The organism is Tepidiforma thermophila, assembly GCF_002563855.1.
Taxonomy (GTDB): domain Bacteria; phylum Chloroflexota; class Dehalococcoidia; order Tepidiformales; family Tepidiformaceae; genus Tepidiforma; species Tepidiforma thermophila.
The window spans coordinates 1436993-1453151 of the sequence record NZ_PDJQ01000001.1 but is presented as its reverse complement, the minus strand read 5'-3'; the positions used below and the strand labels follow the sequence as shown (position 1 = coordinate 1453151).

18 protein-coding genes are annotated in these 16159 nt (G+C 69.3%); 10 read left to right on the top strand and 8 right to left on the bottom strand.

All coding sequences use genetic code 11. The annotated features are described in order from the left end of the window. Window positions 1-18: 18 nt before the first annotated feature. Genes murD through A9A59_RS07010 form a run of 7 tightly spaced genes read right to left on the bottom strand, consistent with a single transcriptional unit; the run spans window position 19 to window position 7438 of the window. Window positions 19-1422: a UDP-N-acetylmuramoyl-L-alanine--D-glutamate ligase gene (gene murD, locus A9A59_RS07040; protein ID WP_098503608.1), complete on the bottom strand. Its 1404-nt coding sequence runs from the start codon at window positions 1420-1422 to the stop codon at window positions 19-21. Beyond that, the gene (mraY, locus tag A9A59_RS07035; RefSeq protein ID WP_098503607.1) at window positions 1419-2384 is read right to left on the bottom strand and encodes a phospho-N-acetylmuramoyl-pentapeptide-transferase; all 966 of its coding nucleotides are present in this window, start codon (window positions 2382-2384) and stop codon (window positions 1419-1421) included. Before mraY ends, murD begins: the two co-directional genes overlap by 4 nt. Beyond that, a complete protein-coding gene (locus A9A59_RS07030) occupies window positions 2381-3763 on the bottom strand; it encodes a UDP-N-acetylmuramoyl-tripeptide--D-alanyl-D-alanine ligase (protein WP_098503606.1) in 1383 nt (460 codons plus the stop codon). The genes mraY and A9A59_RS07030 overlap by 4 nt, the downstream gene beginning before the upstream one ends. Continuing rightward, window positions 3760-5505, bottom strand: a complete 1746-nt coding sequence (locus tag A9A59_RS07025) for a peptidoglycan D,D-transpeptidase FtsI family protein (protein ID WP_098503605.1) — start codon at window positions 5503-5505, stop codon at window positions 3760-3762. The genes A9A59_RS07030 and A9A59_RS07025 overlap by 4 nt, the downstream gene beginning before the upstream one ends. A 46-nt stretch (window positions 5506-5551) precedes the next feature. Further along, window positions 5552-5986: a septum formation initiator family protein gene (locus A9A59_RS07020; protein WP_098503604.1), complete on the bottom strand. Its 435-nt coding sequence runs from the start codon at window positions 5984-5986 to the stop codon at window positions 5552-5554. A gap of 2 nt (window positions 5987-5988) precedes the next feature. Further along, window positions 5989-6957 (bottom strand): 16S rRNA (cytosine(1402)-N(4))-methyltransferase RsmH, encoded by a 969-nt coding sequence (gene rsmH, locus A9A59_RS07015; RefSeq protein ID WP_098503603.1) that lies wholly within the window; start codon window positions 6955-6957, stop codon window positions 5989-5991. A 10-nt stretch (window positions 6958-6967) separates the two neighbouring features. Further along, entirely contained in the window at window positions 6968-7438 is a 471-nt protein-coding gene (locus tag A9A59_RS07010) for a division/cell wall cluster transcriptional repressor MraZ (RefSeq protein ID WP_098503602.1), read from the bottom strand. Between the two features lie 176 nt (window positions 7439-7614). Between A9A59_RS07010 and A9A59_RS07005 the strand changes: the two genes are divergently transcribed. Continuing rightward, window positions 7615-8100, top strand: a complete 486-nt coding sequence (locus tag A9A59_RS07005; protein ID WP_098503601.1) for a MogA/MoaB family molybdenum cofactor biosynthesis protein — start codon at window positions 7615-7617, stop codon at window positions 8098-8100. 58 nt (window positions 8101-8158) lie between these two features. Continuing rightward, window positions 8159-8905: a tRNA (guanosine(37)-N1)-methyltransferase TrmD gene (gene trmD, locus A9A59_RS07000; RefSeq protein WP_098503600.1), complete on the top strand. Its 747-nt coding sequence runs from the start codon at window positions 8159-8161 to the stop codon at window positions 8903-8905. Here the strand turns inward: trmD and A9A59_RS06995 are convergent. Beyond that, complete coding sequence (locus tag A9A59_RS06995; protein WP_098503599.1) at window positions 8867-9370, bottom strand: protein-tyrosine phosphatase family protein; 504 nt, start codon at window positions 9368-9370, stop codon at window positions 8867-8869. The genes trmD and A9A59_RS06995 overlap by 39 nt on opposite strands. Window positions 9371-9448: 78 nt before the next feature. Here A9A59_RS06995 and A9A59_RS13725 point away from each other — a divergent pair, with 78 nt between their 5' ends. The 8 genes from A9A59_RS13725 to A9A59_RS06955 are packed head-to-tail and all read left to right on the top strand — an operon-like array spanning window position 9449 to window position 16155. Continuing rightward, on the top strand, window positions 9449-10048 hold the full coding sequence (locus A9A59_RS13725) for a TetR/AcrR family transcriptional regulator (RefSeq protein ID WP_278286824.1): 600 nt from the start codon (window positions 9449-9451) through the stop codon (window positions 10046-10048). Beyond that, the gene (locus tag A9A59_RS06985; protein ID WP_098503597.1) at window positions 10048-11151 is read left to right on the top strand and encodes an ABC transporter permease; all 1104 of its coding nucleotides are present in this window, start codon (window positions 10048-10050) and stop codon (window positions 11149-11151) included. Before A9A59_RS13725 ends, A9A59_RS06985 begins: the two co-directional genes overlap by 1 nt. Before the next feature lie 33 nt (window positions 11152-11184). Further along, window positions 11185-11880 carry an ABC transporter ATP-binding protein gene (locus tag A9A59_RS06980; protein ID WP_098503596.1) on the top strand — a complete coding sequence of 232 codons (696 nt, stop codon included), beginning with the start codon at window positions 11185-11187 and terminating at the stop codon, window positions 11878-11880. Between the two features lie 60 nt (window positions 11881-11940). After that, window positions 11941-13026 (top strand): MraY family glycosyltransferase, encoded by a 1086-nt coding sequence (locus A9A59_RS06975; RefSeq protein ID WP_098503595.1) that lies wholly within the window; start codon window positions 11941-11943, stop codon window positions 13024-13026. Continuing rightward, window positions 13023-13391, top strand: coding sequence for an HAD family hydrolase (locus A9A59_RS06970; protein ID WP_133117543.1), 369 nt, complete (start codon window positions 13023-13025; stop codon window positions 13389-13391). Before A9A59_RS06975 ends, A9A59_RS06970 begins: the two co-directional genes overlap by 4 nt. Window positions 13392-13399: 8 nt before the next feature. Next, a complete protein-coding gene (locus A9A59_RS06965; RefSeq protein ID WP_098503593.1) occupies window positions 13400-14512 on the top strand; it encodes a tRNA-queuosine alpha-mannosyltransferase domain-containing protein in 1113 nt (370 codons plus the stop codon). A gap of 4 nt (window positions 14513-14516) precedes the next feature. Beyond that, window positions 14517-15470 carry a YihY/virulence factor BrkB family protein gene (locus tag A9A59_RS06960; RefSeq protein WP_098503592.1) on the top strand — a complete coding sequence of 318 codons (954 nt, stop codon included), beginning with the start codon at window positions 14517-14519 and terminating at the stop codon, window positions 15468-15470. A gap of 37 nt (window positions 15471-15507) precedes the next feature. Then, a complete protein-coding gene (locus A9A59_RS06955; protein WP_098503591.1) occupies window positions 15508-16155 on the top strand; it encodes a helix-turn-helix transcriptional regulator in 648 nt (215 codons plus the stop codon). The last annotated feature ends 4 nt before the right edge of the window (window positions 16156-16159 follow it).

The following is a 16159-nucleotide window of genomic DNA, read 5'->3' as shown; positions in this document are numbered from 1 at the left end:
ATTCACCAGTTCGGGCAGCTATGGCGACACCTCCACCGTGAAGCCCGGGAGCTGGCGGACCAGCTGGCGGAAGTGTTCGCCGCGGGCTTCGAAGTTGGGGTAGCGGTCGAAGCTGGTGCCGGCCGGTGCGAAGAGCACGACGTCGCCCGGGCGGGCGAGGCCAGCGGCAGCCGCGACAGCATCTTCGAGCGCATCGACCAGGACGGCGACGTCGACCCGGTCGGCGAGGGCGCCATGGAAGAGGGGGCCTGCTTCACCGAAGCAGACGACGGCCCGGCAGCGCTGCGCGGCGGCCTCCTGGAGCACGTCGAGCGGGAGGTGCTTGTCACGGCCCCCGAGGAGGAGGACGACGGGCTCGTCGAAGGCACGGAGGCCGGCGACGGTCCGTTCGGGGCTGGTGGCGATGGAGTCGTTGACCCAGGTTGCGCCGCCAGCGCGGCCAACGACTTCGAGGCGATGGGGCACGCCGGTGAAGGTGCGGATGGCGCGGGCCATAGCGGTGACGGGCCAGCCGGCTTCGGCGGCGATCGCGCAGGCCATCACGGCATTTGCGAGGTTATGCCGACCCCGCATGCGGACGTCGGCGACCGGTACGACCGGCGTAACCCGGGAGCTGCGACGGATAACGATCTCGCCGCCGTCGATGAAGGCCCCGTCGAGCTGGAGGGGCGCCTCGATCGAGGTAGCGACGAGCCGGCCGCGGACGGAGGCCATGAACGCCCGGGTCACAGGGTTGTCCTGGTTGAGCACGGCAACGTCGTCACGGGACTGGTGGGCGATGTGGTTGCGCTTGAGGCCGACGTACTCGTCCCAAGAGAACTGGTCGAGATGGTTGGGGGTGACATTGGTAACGGCCGCAATGTGCGGGGAGCGGTCGGTGTACTGGAGCTGGGTATGGCTGATCTCGAGGATGACCGTGGTGGATGGCCGGATCTCGTCGAGGTGTGCGAGGAGGGGCTCGCCGATGTTGCCGCCGAGGACGAACTCGATGCCGGCTTCGCGGGCCATGGCGCCGACGAGGGCGGTCGTGGTCGACTTGCCGCTGGAGCCGGTGATCCCGATGGTACGGCCGGGGCAGAGCTGGAGGAACAGCCGCATTTGCGAGGTAATCGGGATGCCGAGTTCGCGGGCGCGGGCGAGGGCGGGGTTGTAGCGGAGGATCGACTGCGATACCGCGACGAGGCCGAAGCCGGCGGGGTCGAGCAGCGGCTGCCCGATAACGACGCGCTCGACGCCCTCGGGCGGGACCGCGCCCGCAGCGGCGAGGGCTGCTTCGTCGCGGGTGTCGGAGATGGTGACCCGTGCGCCATGGGCGACGAGCCACCGGGCGAGGTCGCGGCCCTCGATGCCGAGGGAGTAGACGAGGACGGGGAGCCCTTCGAGGGGCGGGAGGTCCGGGCTGCGGGGTACCGGCGCGGTCATCGTTCGGGCACCTCCAGCGCGAGGGCGACGCCGAGCATGGCGGCGGCGATACCGATGATCCAGAAGCGGGTGACGATTTGGGTCTCGGCCCAGCCGATGAGTTCGAGGTGGTGGTGGAAGGGGGCGCGGCGGAAGATGCGCCGGCCGGTGAGTTTGTAGGAGCCGATCTGGAGGATGTTGGAGCCGGCTTCGAGGACGAAGATGATGCCGATGAGGGGGAGGAGGAGCCACTGGCCGGTCATGAGGGAGACAACGGCGAGGGAGGAGCCGAGGGCGAGGGCGCCGGTATCGCCCATGATGACGCGGGCGGGGTGGGCGTTGTACCAGAGGTAGCCGAGGTTGGCGCCGGCGATGATGAAGGCGAACGTGGCGACGAATTCCTGGCCCTGGATGAAGCCGATGATGCCGTAGGCGATGAAGGCGATGAGCGTGGTGCCGCCGACGAGACCGTCCAGGCCATCGCTGACGGCGACCGCGCTGGTGGTGGCGACGATGATGGCGGCGGCGAGCGGGATGTAGAAGAGCCCGAGGGCGTAGCTCCCGACATAGGGGATGTTGATGGACTCGACCTCGATGTACCGGTACAGGACGATGGCTGCGCCGAGGGCAAAGACGGCAGTGAAGCCGAGCTTAAACCGCCAGGAGAGGCCGCCCTGGCGCCGGTCCTGGAGGGTGCCGAGGTCATCGACGAAGCCGGCGGCGGCGGTGACGGCGATCATGCCGAGCGGGAGGAGGATCGACTGGTGGTTCCACCAGTCGACGGCGACGGCGGTAACGATCAGCGTGGGCAGCCAGATGATGAAGCCGCCGAAGGTGGGCGTGCCGGCCTTCTTTTGGTGCTCGGGGAGGTACTCGGAGATCTGCTTGCCAATGCGGCGGCGGCGCAGGTAGCGGACGATGGGCTCGCCCAGTGCCAGCGCCATGAGGAAGGTGATGAACCCCGAGTACAGGGCGTGGATCACGGCTCGCCTTCCAGCAGGGGGATGAGGGTTTCGAACTCCTGCGAACGGGAGGCTTTGAGCAGGACGGTGTCGCCCGGGCCGAGCATGCCGCGCACGAAGCGCCCTGCCTCAGCTTTGTCGGCGAACCAGTGGACCTGGGCCATGCCGGCATCGCGGGCAGCCTCAGCCATGGCGCGGCAGGTTTCGCCGACGGCGACCAGCACGTCGGCGCACTCTGCGGCGAGGGCGCCGGCGGCGCGGTGCTCCTGCGCCTCGAAGTCGCCGAGTTCGGCCATCTTGCCGAGGAGGGCGATGCGCCGACCTGTGGCATCACGAAGCAGACGGAGAGCGCCGGCGAGCGAGGCCGGGCTCGAGTTGTAGCGGTCGTCGAGGATGGTGGCGCCGGTGTCGCTGCGGCGGACGGTGATGCGCCGGTCGGGGAGTTCAGCGGTGGCGACGGATTCGGCGACGGCGTCGAAGTCGAGGCCGAGGGCGATGCCGGCGGCGATGGTGAAGAGGGCGGCAGGGATGGTGTGGAGGCCGGGGAGCGGCGAGGTGACACGGACGGAGCGCCCCTGCCAGCTGACGGTAAAGGCGGTGCCTTCGAGGCCGCGGGCTTCAACATCGGTGACGACGAGGTCTGCTCCGGAGCCAGGGCTGCCGAAGCCGATGACGCGGCAGGGGAGCCGCCGCGCCTCGGGGGCGATGCGCGGGTCGTCCATATTGAGGATGGCGGTGCCGGAGGCCGGCAGGGCGCGGGCGAGCGACAGCTTTTCCTCGGCGATGGCTTCGATGGAGCCGAGTTTTTCGATATGGGTGAGGCCGATATTCAGGACACCGCCGACTTCGGGGAGGGCGATGGAGGCGAGGTAGGCGATTTCGCCGCGGGAGTCCATGGCGATTTCGAGGACGGCGACCTCGTCGTCGCGACGGAGGCCGAGGAGGGCGAGGGGCAGGCCTTCGCGGGAGTTGTAGTTGCCGCGGCGGCTGTAGACGCGGAGGTGCTGGCCGAGGACGGCGGCAGCGAGGTCCTTGGCGGTGGTTTTGCCGACCGTGCCGGTGACGCCGACGACCCGGGGGTTGCAGGCGAGCCGCCAGGCGCGGGCGAGCTCGCCGACGGCCTTCGTCGTGTCGGGTGCGACGACGATGGTGCGGCCATAGGGGACCGAGGTGGGCGGACGCGAGCAGATGACCGCGACAGCCCCGGCGGCGAGGGCGGCATCGACGTAGGCGTCGCCGTGGGTGCGTTCGCCCGGGAAGGCGCAAAAGAGCTCGCCGGGGCGGACGGTGCGCGAGTCGGCGGAGCCGCCGGTTACCTCGGCGGTGACGCCGGGGATGACGCGGTAGCCCAGGCGGGCCATCTGCTCGGCGATAAAGTCGGTGGTGAGGTGCGCTGTCATCGTTGCGGGCTCCGTGCGCCTTTTTCCGGGGGCACGCCGAGGTAGCGGAGGGCTTCATCGACATAGCGGGCGAAGATGGGACCGGCTGCCTGGGTGCCCGTGAGGAGGTTGCGGTTCTGATCGAGGCGGACGAGGACAAGAAGGCGCGGTTGCTCGAGGGGGGCGAAACCGATGAAGGAGACGATCTGCTGGTCGTCGGTGTAGGTGCCCCAGACGGGGATGTTGGCTGTGCCGGACTTGCCGCCTGCGGAGTACCGCGCCGGGTTGCGGCCCCAGCCGTCGGGGTCCTGGGCAACGACCTCTCCCATCATCTGGCGGACGGCATCGCTGGCGGCGGGCGAAATGACGCGGCGCACGACAGTGGGCTGGAGGTCGATGCGGGTGCCGTCGGGGAGGATGCGCCCCTTGACCACGCGCGGGGTGACGAGGTTGCCGCCATTGATGCAGGCAGCGACGGCCTGCATCACCTGGACTGGGGTGACGCTGATGGATTGCCCGAAGGACTGGGTGGCTACGTCGACGGGAGAGTATCCGGGGTCTTCGGGGCGGCGGAAGAAGCCAGACGCCTCGCCGGGGAGGTCGATGCCGGTTGGCTTTCCGAAGCCGAAGGATTCGAGGTAGGACTGGAAGAGCCGGGTGCCGAGCTTTTGCTGCATGAAGACAGCGCCGGAGTTGATGGAGTGCTGAAGCACGCCGGTCATCGTCTGCGTGCCGTAGACGCCGTCGTCCCAGTTCTTGAGGCGCACCCCCTCCACATCCACGACCCCATTATCCACGTAGGTGGTTTCGGGGGTGACGACGCCGGCATCGATGGCGGCTGCAGCGGTCACGACCTTCATGACCGAGCCGGGTTCGTAGGTGTCGGTGACGGCGATGTTCTTGAAGGCGCTCTTCTCTTCCGTCGACGCCTCGAGGTCGGCTTCGAGGGTGGAGTAGCGGACGGAGGGGAGTGTAGCGAGGGCGTAGATGTCGCCGGTGTAGGGGTCCATGACGATGATGGTGCCGCCAGAGGCGCGGTTCTCTTTGACGGCAGCGGCGAGGGTCTCTTCGGCGAGGCGCTGGAGGTAACGGTCGATGGTGAGGATAAGGTCGTCGCCCGGGACGGGCTCAGTGGCGATGTACTGGCCGTAAGGGATGGGGTCGCCGAGGGTGTCACGTTCGTAGACGGCCCTGCCGGGGCGGCCCTGGAGGATGTCGTTGTAGTAGGCTTCGATGCCGGCGAGGCCGGTGTTATCGAGGCCGGTGAAGCCGAGGACGGCGGCAGCGAGGTCGCCTTCGGGGTGGATGCGGGCGGTGTTAGGGAGGAGGACGACGCCGGGGAGGCCGGCGTCGATGAGCTGGAGGCCGAGTTCGTACTCGAGGTCGATGGCGATGCGGACCTCGACGGCCTCGGAGCTGGCCAGCCTGGATTCGATGGAGGCCCGGGGAACTCGGGTGATGGCGGCAACTTTTTCGATGACCCGGGCGCGGTCGGCGGGCTGACGCCAGGCCCGGGTATTGAGATAGACATCCCAGGTATCGACGGAGACGGCGAGGACGCCGCCGTTGCGGTCGAGGATGGCGCCGCGGCGGGCGTAGACGGTGGAGCTGCCGAGGAGTTCGCTGCGGGCCTGGGCGGCGTAGGCGTCGTGCTCGAGGACCTGGAGCTGGACGAGGCGCGCGGCGAGGAGGGCCCCGAAGAGGCCGAGGAATACCGCCGGGAGCCACACGCGGCGGGTGGGCCGCGCTTTTTGGATGCTCATCCGAACGCGCCTCCGGCCGCCGGTTGCGACGGCGGCGTGGTGCTGGCTACCAGGGCCGCCAGCTCAGCAGGGACTTCCACCAGGGTTCGGCCGGAGCGGGTTTTGGCTCCGGGGCGGGGAGATACTCTGCTGGAAGTTTCGCCGGCGCGGGGCCGGGTTCCTGGACGGTGATGAAGACCGGGTCGGCTGCGCGCACCATGCCGATCTCCTGGGCGCGCCGTTCGATTCGGGCCTGGGAGGTGAGGCGGGCGACATCGGCTTCGAGGAGTGAGATTTCGGCGCGAAGCCTGGCCTGCTGGCGCTGCGAGGCCTGGATATCGAAGCCCTGGGACGTGACGAAGCTGTTCTGGAGGACGGGGAGCAGTGCTGCGAAGAGGAGGAAGGCAAGGGCGGCGATGAGGCCCAGGTTGATACGGAGGCCGCGTACTGGAACGCCGAGCGGACGGCCGATGCCGCCGAGGGGATGGTGAATAGCGGCCATGGTCAGCTGCTCCGTTCGGCCGCGCGGAGGACGGCGCTGCGGGCGCGCGGGTTTCGAGCGACCTCAGCGGGGGAGGGGCGAACTGCCCGGCGGGTGAGGATGCGGAGGGTTGGGCGGTGCCCGCAGCGGCATTCCGGGAGGCCGGGCGGGCAGATGCAGGCTGTGGCCTCGCGCTGGAAGTAGCGCTTGACGATCCGGTCTTCGAGGGAGTGGAAACTGATGACCACCAGCCTCCCGGGGTGGCGGTCGGCGTTTCCAGGGTCGAGCAGGCCGTGGGCGAGCGGAAGTACCAGGCGAAGGCTGTCGAGTTCACCGTTCACCTGGATCCGGAGCGCCTGGAAGACTTTGGTGGCGGGGTGATTTGGGGTGCGTCTCCCCGGGCCCCCCACGGCCTGCCCGACGACACTGGCGAGCTGGGTGGTCGTCCGCAGCGGCTGGCGGGCGCGCGCGGCCACGATGGCCCGCGCGATGCGCCGCGCCCGGGGCTCTTCGCCGTATTCGAAGAAGAGCGCTGCGAGCGACGCTTCATCCCAGGTGTTCACGATGTCGGCGGCGGTTGGGCCGCCGGCCGATGGATCCATGCGCATGTCGAGGGGGCCTTCGAGGGAGAAGGCGAATCCCCGGCGGGCGCTTTCGACCTGGAAGGATGAGAAGCCCAGGTCGAGGAGGATGCCATCGGCGGCCGTGACACCTGCTTCCGCGGCGACCCTGTCGAGTTCGCGGAAGTTCGCGTGGACGAAGCTGACCCGCCTCCCAAACGGTGCCAGCCTCGTGCGCGCGAACTCCAGCGCCTCGGCGTCCTGGTCGATGCAGAGGAGTCTTCCGCCGGGGCCGAGCCGGCGGGCGATGGCCTCGGCGTGGCCGCCGAGCCCGGTGGTGCAGTCGATATAGGTGCCATCCTCCCGGACGTCGAGCCAGTGGAGGGCTTCGTCGAGGAGGACCGGCTGGTGGATGGGGAGCGAGGATGTCATGACGACCACGTTACGCTCCTCCCCCTGAGCTGGCGGCAGCTGCTGCGAAGCCGGAGGCTGCGATCTCGGCGCGAGCGCGCTTGCGTGCTGCCTCCCGTTCCTCGTAGACGGCCGCGTTCCAGATTTCGATGCGGCGCCCGACGCCGACGACCTTGACCTCGCGGGAGCCCTGGCTGATGCCGGCGCGGGCGGCGAGGTCGTCACGGAGGTTGACGCGTCCCTGTCCGTCGAGCTGGACGGGCCAGAAGGTGGAGTAGAAATCGCGGCGGGCATCTTCGGCGATGGGGTCGCCCTCGGGGAGGGCGTCGAAGATGGCGGCCTGCCGTTCGAATTCTTCGAGGGTGTAGACGTGGATGCACTGGTCGGCGCCGGCGCCGATGTATGCGCCGGCCTTGAGGGCATCGCGGAAGGCCGGGGGGATGGGCACCCGTCCCCGGTCGTCCAGCGTGTAGTCGTAGGCGCCTGAGAAGCGCGTGAGCATGCCCTCATTGCCTTTCCGGGGGCTGATGGGCGGGTGTTCCCTTCGCAGGGCGGGAGCATTCCAAGCTCCCCATTTTTCCCCACCTGACCCCCGCGAGCATGGTAGGTTCCCCCCGATGGCCTGTCAATACGTTTTTTCCGTCCACCCGGCGGAGCCGCCGGGGTAGGATTGGGGAGATGGCGCGCGTGGCGGTGCTGACGGTTTCGGACCGGGGAGCAGCCGGGGAGCGGGAGGATGCGGGCGGGCCGCTCATCGCGGAGCTGGCGCTGGCAGCGGGGCACGAGGTGGTGGCGCGGGCGATCGTGCCAGATGAGCAGGAGCAGATCGCGGCGACGCTGCGGGCGTGGGCGGACGGGGGCGCGGCGGACGTCATCATTACGACGGGCGGGACGGGGCTGACGCCGCGGGATGTGACACCGGAGGCGACGCTGGCGGTGGCGGAGCGGGAGGTGCCGGGCATCGCCGTGGCGCTGGTGGTGAACGGGCTGCAGCACACGCCATTTGCGGCCCTGACGCGGGGGGTTGCGGTGACGCGGGGCAGGACGCTGATTGTGAATCTGCCCGGGAACCCGAAGGCGGTCCGGCAGGGGATGGATGTGCTGCTTCCGCTGCTGGGGCACGCGGCGGAGCTGCTGCAGGGGCCGGTGGAGCACGGCGGCTGAGGGTGCGCGGCGGAGTCCTGCTTGCCAGCCGGGCCGCGCTGGCGGAATGTTGAACTCGATGCGCATCGATGTGCTGACGCTGTTCCCGGAGGCGTTCCGCGGCCCGCTGGATGTTTCGATTGTGAAGCGGGCGCGGGAAGATGGGCTGCTCGACCTCCACATCCACGACATCCGGGAGCATGCGACGGACCGGCACCGGACGGTTGACGACTACCCGTTCGGCGGGGGCCAGGGGATGGTGATGCGGGTGGATGTGCTGGACCGGGCGCTGGAGCACGTCCGGGCGCAGGCGCCGGAGCGCGGGCTGGTGGTGTACCTCACGCCGGCGGGCGAGCGGCTGAACGACCGGATCGTGCGCGAGCTGGCGGCAGAGCCGCGGCTGATCCTCGTCTGCGGCAGGTACGAGGGGGTCGATGAGCGGTTCGTGGAGCACTGCGTGGACCGGGAGATTTCGATCGGGGACTACGTGCTGACGGGCGGCGAGCTCCCGGCGATGGTGCTGATTGATGCCGTGACACGCCACATCCCGGGGGCGCTGGGTGATGCGGTGTCGCCGGAGGAGGAGTCGTTTGCGGATGGGCTGCTGGAGCACCCGCAGTACACGCGGCCGGCGGAATACCGGGGCTGGAGGGTGCCGGAAGTGCTGCTGAGCGGACACCACGCGAAGATCGCAGCGTGGCGGCGTGAGCAGCGGCTGGCGCGGACGCGGGAGCGGCGGCCGGACCTGCTGGAGGGCGCGGAAGGGGAGCGGGCGCCCTGGCCGGGGTCAGGCGCGGCGGATGAGGTCGACGAAGGAATCGTTTGAAAGGGCGCCGCGCCGGGCTGCGCGGATGCGGGCGATTGCCTCGTCGGCGGCGAACCCGAGGCGGCGAAGGAGGAGGCCGGTCACGAGCCCGCTGCGGTTCATGCCGTGGGAGCACATGATGTAGACGGCTGGAGGGGCAGCGCCGGGGTCGATGACGGCCTCGGTGAGGCGGTCGACGACGGGGAGGATGTGCCGGGAGGGGAGGAAGCGGGCTTCGAGGTCGGCAAAGACGCAGGAGAGATGGGCTGCGGCGGCGGCCCGGTAGGTGCCGGGCATTTCCCCGGCGCAGTCGACGAGCCAGGAGGCGCTGATGGCGGCGGGGTGAATGGTCTCGCCCTGGAGGGTGTGGGCGCCGCCCATCCAGATGGAGGTGTGGATGTAGGGGATGGCTCCGCCGGGCAGGACGAGACTGGCGCGCGGGCGGAGGACGGGCGGGAGGTGTTCAAGTGATGAGTCTTCGAGCATCACTCACATGGTACGCACGAGGGGGATCCAAGGCAGCTGCAAGCAAGCGCTTACATGAATCTGCTACCATCGAGGATGATGGATGCGACGGCCGAGCGACTGCTGACTGCTGCGCGCGAGGTGTTCGAAGAGGAGGGTTTCCGGGGTGCGACGACCCGGAAGATTGCAGCGCGCGCCGGCGTGAACGAGGTGACGCTGTTCCGGCATTTCGCCAGTAAGGAGGAGCTGATTGGCGCGGCGCTGGAGCATGGCCACCGCACGGCGATGGCGCGGCTGGACGCCGTCGCGCTGCCGGAGCAGCCGGAAGACCTCGACGCGGAGTTGCGGCCGTACCTGCGCCACGTGCTGGCGGCCTTCAGCGCTGCGGGCCGGGGTGTGCGGACGGCTCTCGCGGAATGGGAGCACCTGCCGGCGTACCATGCCTGGCTGCTCGGGCCGAGCGAGCGGGTGATGGCCGATATCGAGCGGTACCTTGCGGCAGCGGCAGCCCGCGGGCTGGTGCGGCCGGGCGCCGACCCGGCGGCAGCGGCCCACCTGCTGGTGGCGACGCTGTTCATGCACGGGCTGCTGCCCCCGCTCATGCCCGCGCACTTTCCGCAGGGCCCGGGCGCAGGCGCGGACGCGTGCATTGACCTGGTCCTCGAAGCACTTCGACCCCCGGAAAAGGAGAGTGGTTGATGATTGGTTTCCTTGAGATTCGGCGTCGGAAGCTCCAGTTCGCACTGGTGGGCGTGATTGTGACGCTCATCAGCTACCTGGTGCTGATGATCAACGGCCTGGGCATTGGGCTGAACGAGCAGGCGGGCCGGGCGCTGCGGAATTTCGATGCGGACGCCATCGCCTATTCGGACCGGGCGGGCCTCAGCGTGATCCGGTCGGAGCTGAGCGCGGAGACGGTGGCGCGGATCACGGCGGAATCGGGTGCGCGCGAGGCTGCGCCACTGGGCTACATGGCCGTGAACTACCGCCGCGAAGACGGCAAGGTGAAGTCGGCGGCCGTGCTGGGATACGACCCGGGCACGATCGGGGAGCCTCCGGTGAAGGCCGGGCGGGCGCTGACAGCGGATGACCGCACGGGGTTGCTGGCGGACCGCCTTTTCCTGAAGGCGTCCGGACTGAAGGTTGGGGACACCGTCAGGCTGTCTGTTCGGCTGGAGGAGCGGGAATTCACGATTCTTGGGGAGCTGAACGAGGGTTCGTTCTTTTTCCAGCCCGCGGTCTACATCCTGCGCGGCACGTGGCAGGAGATGAAGTACGGCGGCATGAATGCGGCGGCACCGGCGGCTTCGATTGTCCTGTTGAAGGGTGACGGCCTGCCGGGGAAGCGGGGAGAGGGCTGGGAGGCCGTCTCGAAGTCGACCGCGTTCGCAAATATCGAAGGCGTGGCGGGACAGCAATCGACGGTGCAGGCGCTGCAGGTGTTCGGCTACCTGATCGGCGGGCTGGTCATTGGGGTGTTCTTCTACGTGCTGACGCTGCAGAAGACGCCACAGATCGGCGTGCTGAAGGCGGTGGGCGCGACGAGCGGGTTCATCTTCCGGCAGCTGCTCATCCAGGCGCTGCTGGTGGCGCTCGGGGGGATCGTGATTGCGGTGCCGCTTGCGTGGCTGACGAACCGGGCGCTGCAGCAGGCGCCGGACGCAGTGCCGATTGCATTCACGACACAGACGTTCGCGGTGACGGGCGGGCTGCTGCTCGTGATGGCAGTCGTGGGGGTGCTGTTCTCGGGCCGGCAGGTCGCGAAGGTCGACCCGATTATTGCGCTCGGCCAGCAGCAGTAGCGAGCAGGGTCCAGGGAAGAACGGGAGGAACGCATGAGCATCCGGCTGAAGGTGCAGGATTTGGACAAGGTGTACGGCGAGGGCGAGCGGGCGGTGCATGCCGTGCGGGGCGTGAGCTTCGAGACGGAGCCCGGCGAGTTTGTGGCGATTGTGGGGCCGAGCGGCTCGGGGAAGACGACCATGCTGGCGATGATCGGCGGGCTGCTGACGCCGACGCGCGGGAGCATCGAGGTGAACGGGCAGGATATCGCGCGGCTGAAGGGGAAAGAGCTTGCCGAGTACCGGCGGCGGAAGGTGGGGTTCGTCTTCCAGGCGAACAACCTGCTCCCGTACCTGACAGCGCGGGAGAACCTGCTGGTGATGGCGCGGATCAACGGCACGGACCTGAAAACGGCCGGGGCGCGCGCGGACCAGCTGCTGGAGGAGCTGGGGCTGGCGGCCCGGCGGAACGCGCTGGCGACGGAGCTGAGCGGCGGCGAACGGCAACGGGTGGCGATCGCGCGGGCGCTGATGAACGACCCGGAGCTGGTGCTGGTGGACGAGCCGACGGCGAGCCTCGACTCGGCGCGGGGCCGGCAGGTGGTGGAATCGCTGATTGCCGAGGTGAAGGGGCGCGACAAGCTGGGGCTGATGGTGACCCACGACATGGCGATGGCGGCGCTGGCCGACCGGGTGCTGGAGATGCACGACGGTCAGCTGGTTGCCCATACGGTGGGCGCCCGGGGCTGACCTTCGGCCGCGGGCGGCGTACCATGCGCTGCATGCCGCGGGCGATGCGGGTGATGACGCGTGTGGCTTGAGCTCGGGACGGCGCTGGCCGCGTTTGCGGTGGCGCTGCCGCTGACAGGCGCGCTGCGCCTGCCGACGAAGCGGGGCCGCCGGGGCGAGGTGATGCCGCGGATCGGCGGCATCAGCATCCTCGCCGGGTTTTTGGCGGCGCCGTTCATCATGGCCGCGTTTTCGGACCAGGCGCGGGAGTTCGTGAGCGAGGACCGGCGGCAGTTCCTGATGCTCGGAGTGTGCGGCGGCATCGTGTGTGCGATGGGCGCGCGGGATGACTTCCGCGACCTGGACTGGCGGTTCAAGCTCGGGACGCACGTGCTGGCGGCGCTGGCGCTCTACCTCTCGGGGTTCCATGTCGAGAAGATGACGCTCCCGGGCGGAGAGGCCGTCTCGCTGGGGCTGCTCGACCCGGCCGTGACGGTGGCATGGATTGTGCTGGTGACGAACGCCGTGAACCTTGTCGACGGGCGGGACGGGGTGGCTGCCGGGATGGCGGCGATGGTCTCGGCGACGATGTCGTACATTGCGTGGGACCTCGGCCACGACCTGATTGCGATGCTCTTCGCAGCGCTGTGCGGGGCATGCCTGGGCTTCCTCCCGTTCAATCTCGGGAGGGCGCGGCGGTTCCTCGGGGATTCAGGGGCGTACTTCCTGGGCTTCACGCTGGCGGGGCTGAGCGTTGCGGGGTCGCTCGACGAGACGGGGCGGGTGCCGCTCTATATCCCGCTCGTCGCGCTGGGGCTGCCGGTGCTGGATACGGCAGTGGCATTCCTTCGGCGCTTCCTGGACGGGCGGCATCCGATGCATGCCGATTTCGACCACTTCCATGACCGGATCGAGCGGCTGCTCGGGTTCACGGGGCTGCGGGTGACGCTGGCGGTCTACGCGCTGACGGCGGTGTTCTGCGGGGCGGCGCTGCTGGCGCACACGTGGTACAAGAGCGTCGGGTCGGCCGTGGTCAGCGCCGCAGTCCTGGCGTTTGGTATCGGGCTGGTGCTGGCGCTGGGGTACGGGCGCACGATGTGGAACTCGGCGCGGATGCTGGCGTGGCGGGGCCGGGCGCCGGCGCCGCGGGAGGGCAACACGGGGTGAACATCTTCTTCGATGTCGACCAGACGCTGGTGCACATCGACCAGCACACGAACGCCCTTCGACCGGGCGCGCGGGAGGCGATGCAGCGGCTGAAGGCGGCCGGGCACCGGGTGTACGTCTGGAGCGCGGCCGGGTTAGCGCATGTCGAGCGGGTGGTGCACCTCCACGGGCTTTCGGAGTGGGTGGACGGGATGTTCGACAAGGACCCCCGGGTTGAGCCGCGGCCGGATTTCATCATCGACGACGACTGGTTCCTGGTGGAGAAGTACGGGGGCCACTGCGTGCGCCAGTACCGCTCGGTGGACCCGGAGGACCGGGAACTCGAGGCGGCGCTCCAGCGGCTGGCCGAGCTGGGCCACCTGTAGGGTGGGCGATGCGCGGCCTGTTCCTCCAGCCGTTTGATGGCGGGAGCCACCGGGCGTTCCTGTCAGGGCTGCTGGCCCACACCCGGCTCGACTGGGAGGTGCTGGCGCTGCCGGGCAGCGAGTGGCGACGACGGATGCGGCGGGGTGCGGAGGAGCTGGCGCGGCAGTTCGAGCAGCTGCGCGGGGCGTTCGACGTAGTTGTTGCGACGGATATGGTCGACCTCGCGGAGTTCCTCGCACTGACGCGGCGGCGGCTGGGCGGGACGCCGGCGATGGTGTACTTCCACGAGAACCAGGTGACGTATCCGCGGCTGCGGGGGACGAAGTTCAACTCGTGGTTCGGGCAGATTAACTACCGGAGCGCGCTGGCGGCCGATGCGGCGGCGTTCAATTCTGAGTTCCACCGGGCGGACCTGCTGGGGGCGTTCAGGCAGCTTGAGCGGGAGCCGAACAACTGGCTCACGGCGGAGGGGATCGCGGCGGTCGCGGCGAAGAGCCTGGTGCTGCCGGTCGGGGTGGAGCTCGGCTGGCTCGAGGGCCAGGAGGAGCGCGGGAAGCCGCGGACGCTCCTGTGGAACCACCGGTGGGAGTTCGACAAAGCGCCGGAGCTGTTCGAGCGGGCCGTTCGGCGGCTGGCGGATGAGGGGGTGCCGTTCCGGCTGATCATCGCCGGCGAGCCGGGGGAAAACCCGAGCCCGGCGATGTGGCGCATCCGTGAGACGCTGGCCGACCGCATGCTGCACTTCGGGTTCGCGGCCACGCGGGAGGAGTATGCGCGGCTGCTGCGGATGGCCGATATCGCGGTGAGCACGACGCGGCACGAGTTCTTCGGTATTGGGATGGTCGAGGCGATGGCTGCCGGGTGCATCCCGTGTGCGCCGCGGCGGTATGCCTACCCGGAGCTGGTGCCGGCGGAGTATCACGACCTTTTGTGGGAGGATGAGGCAGGGCTGATGATGCGGCTCCGGGCGCTGCTCACGGGCCCGCTGCCGCCGCGGGAGCCGTTCATGGAGGCTGCACGGCGGTTCGCGTGGGAGCGGGTCGGGCCGATGTGGCAGGAGGCGCTGGAGGCGCTGGCGGCTGGCGCGATTCCCGGGAGCGCAGCCCTGCGCCTAAGATGAGGCGATGAGAACGCGCCTCGGGCGCTCGTGGAGAGCGGTGCCGGGTCCGGTCCGGGCGTCCGCTGAGGTGGTGGTCGCGGCGGTGCGCGGGTATGTTGAGGACGAATGTACGACCTACGCCGCCGCGATCGCGTACTACGCAATCTTCTCGATTATCCCGCTGGGCCTGATCACACTTTCGGTCTTCGGGCTGTTTGCGGACCGGCAGGCGATTGTGGACTGGGTGTTCGAGCAGGTGCCGCTGCGGGAGACGGAGGACGTGCGGGCAAACGTTGAGGAGATTGTGCGGCGGGCGCAGCAGTTCAGCCCGGCGAGCCTCGGGTTCGGCCTGGTGTTCCTGACCTGGGCATCGAGCGGGATTTTCGGGGCGGTGCGGAACGGGCTGAACGCGACGGCGCATGCGAAGGTGAGCCGGCCGTTCTGGCGGGGAAAGCTGATCGACATTCTCCTGGTCATGGTGGTTGGCGCGCTGGTGGCGCTTTCGGTGGCAGCGACGGCGATGGCGCGGGTGGTGGTGGCGCGGGTGGACGGGGCCGCACCGTTCCCCATGGACCGTGCGCTGATGACTGAGATTGTGGGGCTCGTGCTGGCGCCGGTCGTGACGTTCACGATGTTCCTGGTGCTGTACCGCGTGACGCCGGCGGCGCGGCCTGCGTGGCGGGATGCGCTGGCGGGGGCGGCCCTTGCGACGTTGCTGTTCGAGCTTGCCAAGAACCTGGTGGCCGTGGTGATCGCCCAGTCGAGCTTTTCGCGCGACACGGCCATCTATGCCGGCTTTGGGACGGCGCTGGCGTTTTTGCTGTGGATGTATGTGAACGGGTCGATCCTGCTGTTCGGGGCGGAGTTCGGGCGGGCGCTGCGCCGGCGGCGGGAGGCGCGGGCTGCAGCCGGTGCGCCGGCGCCGGAGCTGCTGGCGGCGTGGAGCGGGCATACCGGTTCGGAACTTTCGCAACATTGAAGTTGCGAAAGTCCCAGAAGTCGGCTAGGGTGGAAGCATGCAGGGGACGCGCGACCGCATTCTCGCCTACATCGTGGAGCACCGCGGCGCCCGCGCGGAGACGCTGGCCGAGGTGTTCGACATTAGCGCGGCAGCCGTGCGGCGGCACCTCGACAACCTGCGGGCCGATGGGCTCGTGGAAGCGCGGACCGTGAAGCAGGCGACCGGCCGGCCCTACTACGCCTACTTCCCGACGGAGAAGGCATTCGGGACGATTCCGCCGGCCTATGCGGACCTGATGGCGCGGATGCTCCGGGGCCTGGAGCAGCGGCCGGACGTTGTGGCCGAGGTGCTGGCGGATGTGGCGGAGTCGCTCGCATCGCGCCACCGGGACGAGATCCCGGACGGGGCGGCGGTCGAGGAGATCGTTGCGCGGGTGACCGAGGTGCTGCGGCGCGAGGGGATTCTCGAGGAGTGGCGGCTGGAGGCGGACGGCATCCACCTGGTGAACACCTCGTGCCCGTACCACGTTGCCGCGCAGATTTCGGACCTGCCCTGCGAGGCGGACCGGAAGGCGATCGAGCTGCTGCTCGGACGCGACGTCGAACAGCTCCATCGGATTGTTGATGGAGCTCCCTGCTGTGAGTACCTGGTCCGGCCGACGCCTGGCCAGCGGCAGATTATCGAAACCGTCGACCTGCGATAGGCGA

Bases quoted from the DNA above. Each gene is read 5' to 3' on its own strand.
- murD (WP_098503608.1), bottom strand. From the start codon at position 1,422: ATGACCGCGCCGGTACCCCGCAGCCCGGACCTCCCGCCCCTCGAAGGG.
- A9A59_RS07030 (WP_098503606.1), bottom strand. From the start codon at position 3,763: ATGACAGCGCACCTCACCACCGACTTTATCGCCGAGCAGATGGCCCGC.
- A9A59_RS07025 (WP_098503605.1), bottom strand. From the start codon at position 5,505: ATGAGCATCCAAAAAGCGCGGCCCACCCGCCGCGTGTGGCTCCCGGCG.
- A9A59_RS07020 (WP_098503604.1), bottom strand. From the start codon at position 5,986: ATGGCCGCTATTCACCATCCCCTCGGCGGCATCGGCCGTCCGCTCGGC.
- rsmH (WP_098503603.1), bottom strand. From the start codon at position 6,957: ATGACATCCTCGCTCCCCATCCACCAGCCGGTCCTCCTCGACGAAGCC.
- A9A59_RS07010 (WP_098503602.1), bottom strand. From the start codon at position 7,438: ATGCTCACGCGCTTCTCAGGCGCCTACGACTACACGCTGGACGACCGG.
- A9A59_RS07005 (WP_098503601.1), top strand. From the start codon at position 7,615: ATGGCGCGCGTGGCGGTGCTGACGGTTTCGGACCGGGGAGCAGCCGGG.
- trmD (WP_098503600.1), top strand. From the start codon at position 8,159: ATGCGCATCGATGTGCTGACGCTGTTCCCGGAGGCGTTCCGCGGCCCG.
- A9A59_RS06995 (WP_098503599.1), bottom strand. From the start codon at position 9,370: ATGCTCGAAGACTCATCACTTGAACACCTCCCGCCCGTCCTCCGCCCG.
- A9A59_RS13725 (WP_278286824.1), top strand. From the start codon at position 9,449: ATGGATGCGACGGCCGAGCGACTGCTGACTGCTGCGCGCGAGGTGTTC.
- A9A59_RS06985 (WP_098503597.1), top strand. From the start codon at position 10,048: ATGATTGGTTTCCTTGAGATTCGGCGTCGGAAGCTCCAGTTCGCACTG.
- A9A59_RS06980 (WP_098503596.1), top strand. From the start codon at position 11,185: ATGAGCATCCGGCTGAAGGTGCAGGATTTGGACAAGGTGTACGGCGAG.
- A9A59_RS06965 (WP_098503593.1), top strand. From the start codon at position 13,400: ATGCGCGGCCTGTTCCTCCAGCCGTTTGATGGCGGGAGCCACCGGGCG.
- A9A59_RS06960 (WP_098503592.1), top strand. From the start codon at position 14,517: ATGAGAACGCGCCTCGGGCGCTCGTGGAGAGCGGTGCCGGGTCCGGTC.
- A9A59_RS06955 (WP_098503591.1), top strand. From the start codon at position 15,508: ATGCAGGGGACGCGCGACCGCATTCTCGCCTACATCGTGGAGCACCGC.